Annotated in this window: 6 protein-coding genes; 5 read left to right on the top strand and 1 reads right to left on the bottom strand. The window is 68.4% G+C overall.

The annotated features are described in order from the left end of the window. Positions 1–146: uroporphyrinogen decarboxylase family protein (locus tag VGV06_20785; protein HEV2057576.1), on the bottom strand; the 146-nt coding region annotated here is incomplete at its 3' end. A gap of 122 nt (positions 147–268) precedes the next feature. Between VGV06_20785 and VGV06_20780 the strand changes: the two genes are divergently transcribed. The 5 genes from VGV06_20780 to VGV06_20760 all read left to right on the top strand — a co-directional run. Next, entirely contained in the window at positions 269–1,942 is a 1,674-nt protein-coding gene (locus VGV06_20780) for a thiamine pyrophosphate-binding protein (protein HEV2057575.1), read from the top strand. Between the two features lie 14 nt (positions 1,943–1,956). Beyond that, entirely contained in the window at positions 1,957–2,724 is a 768-nt protein-coding gene (locus VGV06_20775; GenBank protein ID HEV2057574.1) for a glucose 1-dehydrogenase, read from the top strand. Between the two features lie 20 nt (positions 2,725–2,744). Further along, positions 2,745–3,692: an LLM class flavin-dependent oxidoreductase gene (locus VGV06_20770; protein HEV2057573.1), complete on the top strand. Its 948-nt coding sequence runs from the start codon at positions 2,745–2,747 to the stop codon at positions 3,690–3,692. Between the two features lie 13 nt (positions 3,693–3,705). Then, positions 3,706–4,836, top strand: coding sequence for a citrate/2-methylcitrate synthase (locus VGV06_20765; GenBank protein HEV2057572.1), 1,131 nt, complete (start codon positions 3,706–3,708; stop codon positions 4,834–4,836). A gap of 2 nt (positions 4,837–4,838) precedes the next feature. Next, on the top strand, positions 4,839–5,391 hold a 553-nt coding region (locus tag VGV06_20760), incomplete at its 3' end, for an aconitase family protein (GenBank protein ID HEV2057571.1).

Below are 5,391 nucleotides of genomic sequence, written 5' to 3'. Positions count from 1 at the left end.
TTCTTGCACAGCTCGAGGAAGCCGTGCCGCTCGCGCATGGCGCGGTACTCCGGCATATAGCGCCCCGCCTGGCGCATGAGCCACACCGGCGTGAACGCGGTCGGCCGGCGCCGGCACGCGTCGAGAAACACGGAGGGCGGTGCCATCGCCGCCGAGCGTACAGGCCGCCTCTGGCGCAGTCAAGGAAGCGGGCGTAGAATGCCCCTTCCGGCGCGTTCTACGGCGCGCAGCGCGTGGGCGAGACCGTCACCCTTGGGAGGAGTCTCCGATGCCCTTCACGTCAGGCAAGCAGGCCTTCCTCGAGATCCTCAAGCAGGAAGGCGTCGAGATCATGTTCGGCAACCCCGGCACGACCGAGCTGCCGCTGATGGACGGCCTCGCGCGCGAGCCCAGCATCCGCTACATCCTGGCGCTGCAGGAGTCGGTCGCCATCGCCATGGCCGACGGCTACGCCCAGGCCAGCGGCAAGCTCGCCGCCGTCAACGTCCATACCTCCCCGGGGCTCGGCAACGCGATGGGCATGCTCTACGACGCCATGAAGGCGGGCTCGCCGCTCCTGCTCACCGCCGGGCAGCACGACCAGGCGATGAACCTGACGGAGCCCATTTTGTGGTCGGACCTGCCGCCGGTCGCGCGCCCCTTCGTCAAGTGGTCCTACGAGATCACGCGGCTCGAGGACCTGCCGCGCGCCGTGCGCCGGGCGGCCAAGACCGCCAAGGCGCATCCCACGGGCCCCGTCTTCCTGGCGCTGCCCGTGGACGTGCTGAACGCCGAGCGCCAGGTCGACCTTCTCGAGACGACGCGCATCGCCCCGCGCATCCGCGGCGACAAGGCGGCGATCGAGGCGGCGGCGGACCTCCTCGTCAAGGCCCAGCGCCCCATCCTGATCTCGGGCGACGCGGTTGCTCACGGCGACGCGCTCGCCGAGATGGCGGAAGTCGCCGAGCTGCTCGGCGCGCCCGTCTACGCCGAGTGCGTGCCCTCGACCTGCTCCTTCCCGTTCACGCACCCGCTCTACGCGGGCGCCTTCCCGCGCCTGGGCCCGCCGATCCGGGCGCTCCTCATGAAGCACGACCTGCTCTTCTCCGTGGGCGGCGACATGTTCACCCTCTCGCTGCCGTCGGATGTCGAGCCCATGCCTGAAGGACTGCCGCTCATCCACCTGGACCTGGACCCGTGGGAGATCGGCAAAAACTACCCGGCAAAGGTCGCGATTCAGGGCGATCCCAAGGCGACGCTGCCGGATCTGGCGGAGGCGCTGCGCCGGCGCCTCTCGCCCGACGCGGTCAAGGCCGCCAAGTCCCGCGCGATCGAGCTGAACAAGGCGCGCGAGGCCAAGATCGCCGATCTGCGCGCGCGCGCCCAGGCCGAAGCCGGGCGCACGCCCATCACGCCGCTGTCCCTCGTGGCGGCGGTCGCCGACGCGGTGCCCGACGACGCCGTCGTCGTGGACGAGAGCATCTCTTCGGGAGGCGGTTTGCGCGACCTGCTCAAATCGCGGGACCCAAAGGGCTTCTACGGCCTCCGCGGTGGCGGCATCGGCTGGGGGCTGCCGGCGGCGCTCGGCATCAAGCTCGCCCAGCCCGGGCGCCCCGTCGTGGCGCTGGTCGGCGATGGTAGCGCCATGTACACCATCCAGTCGCTCTGGACCGCGGCGCACGACTCGATCCCCGTGGTCTACGTAATCTTCAACAACGCCTCGTACCGCATCCTCAAGCAGCGGACGCTCGCGCTCAAGGGCTTCTCGGCCGAGGACGACAAGTACGTCGCCATGGACCTGGTCAACCCGCGCCTCGACTACGTGGGCCTCGCCAAGTCGATGGGCGTGGCGGGTGAGCTCGTGGAGAAGTCTGCCGACGTCGGGCCGGCCATCCACCGCGGGCTCGCCTCGGGCGGCCCGTATCTCGTGGACGTCCGCATTGACGGGTCTTTTAAGTCTTGAGCGGCGGGCAAATCGTGAGCGGACGACTCAAAGATAAAGTCGCCATCGTCACCGGCGCGGGGTCGCGCGGGCCGGGGCTCGGCAACGGCAAGGCGGCAGCCATCCTCTTCGCCCGCGAGGGCGCGCGCGTCCTCTGCGTGGACGCCAAGCCCGAGAACGCCGAGGAGACGGCCAAGCTGATCGCCCAGGAGGGAGGCGAAGCGGCCGTCTTCGCCGCCGACGTGACGCGCAAGGCCGATTGCGACGGAATGGTGAAGGCCGCGCTCGATCGCTGGGGCGCCGTGGACATCCTCCACAACAACGTCGGCATCGAGTCGCGCAAGACGCTCTTCGAGGTGACGGAAGAGGAGTGGGACCAGGTCATGTCCGTCGACCTCAAGTCCATGCTTCTCGCGACCCAGGCGGCGGCCAGGCCCATGGTGGACCGCGGGCGCGGCGCCATCATCTGCGTCTCGTCCGTCGCCGCGCTGCGCGGCCATGGCCGCACCGCCTACGCCGCCGCCAAGGCGGGCGTCATCGGCTTCGTCCGCACCTGCGCCGCCCAGCTCGGCCCCAAGGGCGTCCGCGTCAACGCGATCGCGCCCGGGATGGTCTGGACGCCGATGGTCGAGAGCGTCGGGCCCGAGCTGCGCGAGAAGCGCCGAAAGGCGAGCCCGCTCGGCACCGAGGGCGAGGGCTGGGACGTGGGCTGGGCTGCCGTCTTTCTCGCCAGTGAGGAGGCGCGCTGGGTGACGGGCCAGACGCTCGTGGTGGACGGCGGCTTGACGCTGACAACGCGTTAACTCTTACCGGAGACTGGAAAATGGCGATGACCTTCGGGATGCACCTGGGACACGTGGGCGGGCCGATGGCCGATATGCGCAAGCTCTGGCGCTTCGCGGACGCCAACGGCTTCGACTGGTTCTCTTCCGCCGATCACTTCCAGGAGTCTCCGTACCGCGACGGCAACGGCCCCTGCTTCGAAGCGATCAGCACGATGACGGCCATCGCGCTCGACACCAAGCACGTGCGCGTGGGCTCGCTCGTGATCTGCGTCAACTACCGCAACCCCGGCGTCCTCGCCAAGGCCATCTGCACCATCGACCACCTCTCCGGCGGTCGCTGCGAGATCGGCATCGGCGCCGGCTGGCATCAGCACGAGTACGAGGGCTTCGGCATTCCCTTCGAGCGGATCGGGATCCGCCAGGACCATCTCGAGGAGGCCGTGCAGATCCTTCGCATGCTCTTCGACGAGCCGGTCTCCAACTTCAAGGGCCAGTACTTCCAGCTCAACGACGCGCGCTGCAATCCCAAGCCGATCCAGAAGCGCCTGCCCATCTGGGTCGGCGGCCAGGGCGAGAAGCGCACGCTGCGGACGGCGGCGAAGTACGCCGACGGCTGGAACGCGCCCTACATCGATCCGCAGACGTGGAAGGCCAAGAACGCGATCCTCGACGACTGGTGCGCCAAGGAAGGCCGCGACCCCAAGACGCTCAAGCGGACCGTCAACGTCGGCTGCTACCTGGGAGCCGACTCCAAGGGTGTCCTGCGCGGCGAGGCGATCTTCAAATCGCACTGGGGGGACAACCCGGAGCGCAAGGGCTTCTTCCGCGGCACGCCCAAAGACGCGCTCGAGATGTGCCAGGCCTATCAGTCGGTGGGCGTCCAGCGCGTGAATCTCGCGTTCCGCAAGGGCCCCTACGACTTCGAGGCGCTCCAGGGCTTCGTCGAGACCGTCCTGCCGGCCTTCGGCATCAAGCGCCCGTCCTGAGAGGACACCATCCATGGCTGAAGGCACCCAGCTGATCCGCGGCCTCGAAGGCGTCGTCGCGGCCGAGACACAGCTCTGCGATCTCGACGGCGCGAACGGCCGCCTCGCCTATCGCGGTTACGACATCGACGACCTCGCGCGCAAGACGACCTTCGAGGAGGTCGCGTATCTCCTCTGGATGGGCGAGCTGCCGAACAAGAGCCAGCTCGACCGCTTCATGGCCGAGCTGGCGGCCGCGCGGCCCATCCCCGGCGATCTGGTCAAGGCCTTCGCGCTCATGCCGAAGCAGACGGATCCCATGCGAGTGCTCCAGGCGTCCGTCGCGATCCTCGGCATGCACGACCCCGACACGACGGACAACTCTCATGCCGCGAACCTTCGCAAAGCCGTGCGCCTGACCAGCCAGTTCGCCACGGCCATCTGCGCCCATCACCGTGTCCGGAGCGGACAGGAGCCCGTTCCGCCGTCGAAGGACCTCTCGCTCGCGGCTAACTTCCTCTACATGCTGACGGGCAAGAAGCCGAGCGACGTCACCACCAAGGCCTTCGACGCGAGCCTCGTCCTCTATGCCGAGCACGAGCTGAATGCCTCGACCTTCACGACGCGCGTGATCGCGGCGACCTTGTCCGACATGCATTCCGCCGTGGCGGGAGGCGTCGGCGCCCTAAAGGGCACGCTCCACGGCGGCGCGGGCGAGGCCGTCATGAACACGTTGCTCGAGATCGGCAAGCTCGATAACGTGGACGGCTTCGTGGACAAGGCATTCGCCGCGAAACGCCGGTTCATGGGCATGGGCCACCGCGTCTACACGGCGGGCGACCCGCGGGCGGCGATCCTGAAGGGCATGGCCGAGGCCGCCTGCCGGGAGACTGGGCAGGCGCAGTGGTACGACCTCGCGGTGAAGCTGCACACGAAGGTCAGCGCGACCAAGAAGCTCATCCCCAACGTGGACTTCTACTCGGCGCCGCTCTTCTACTCGATCGGCATTCCCGTGGACCTCTTCACGCCGGTCATCGCGACATCCCGCATCGCGGGCTGGACGGCCAACCTCCTCGAGCAGTACGACGACAACCGGCTGATCCGCCCCCGCGCCGACTACAAGGGCCCGGGCCGCAAACCCTTCGTTCCCGTGGAGAAGCGGTAGCGTTGGGCCTCTCCCTCGCGCGGAAGCTGATCGAGTCTCACCTGGTCGCGGGCAAGGCCGTGGCCGGCGAAGAGATCGGGCTGCGCGTGGACCAGTGCCTGCTCACCGACACCAACGGCAACATGGCGTGGTTGCAGTTCGAGACCATGGGCTTCCCGCGCGTGAAGCCGTCAAAGGTCGTCAGCTACATCGACCACAACGTCAACCAGACGGACTCGCGGAACACCGACGACCACCGGTATATTCAGACCGCGTCGAGGCGCTACGGCTCCTGGTTCTCCAAGCCGGGCAACGGCATCTGCCACCAGGTGCACTTCGAGACCTTCAGCATTCCGGGGCAGTTCGTCCTCGGCACCGACAGCCACACGCCCCTCTGCGGCTCGACGGGCATGCTCGCCATCGGCGCGGGCGGACTCGACGTCGCCGTGGCGATGGGAGGCGGCGCGTACTACGTGCCGATGCCCAAGGTCGTGCGCGTCTGGCTCACGGGCCAGCTCAAGCCCTGGGTGCACGCCAAGGACGTGATCCTGGAATTGCTGCGCCGTTACTCCGTGC

It is taken from the genome of Candidatus Methylomirabilota bacterium (genome assembly GCA_035936835.1).
In the GTDB taxonomy this organism is placed as follows: domain Bacteria; phylum Methylomirabilota; class Methylomirabilia; order Rokubacteriales; family CSP1-6; genus AR37.
This window is presented reverse-complemented; position numbering and strand designations above follow the sequence as displayed.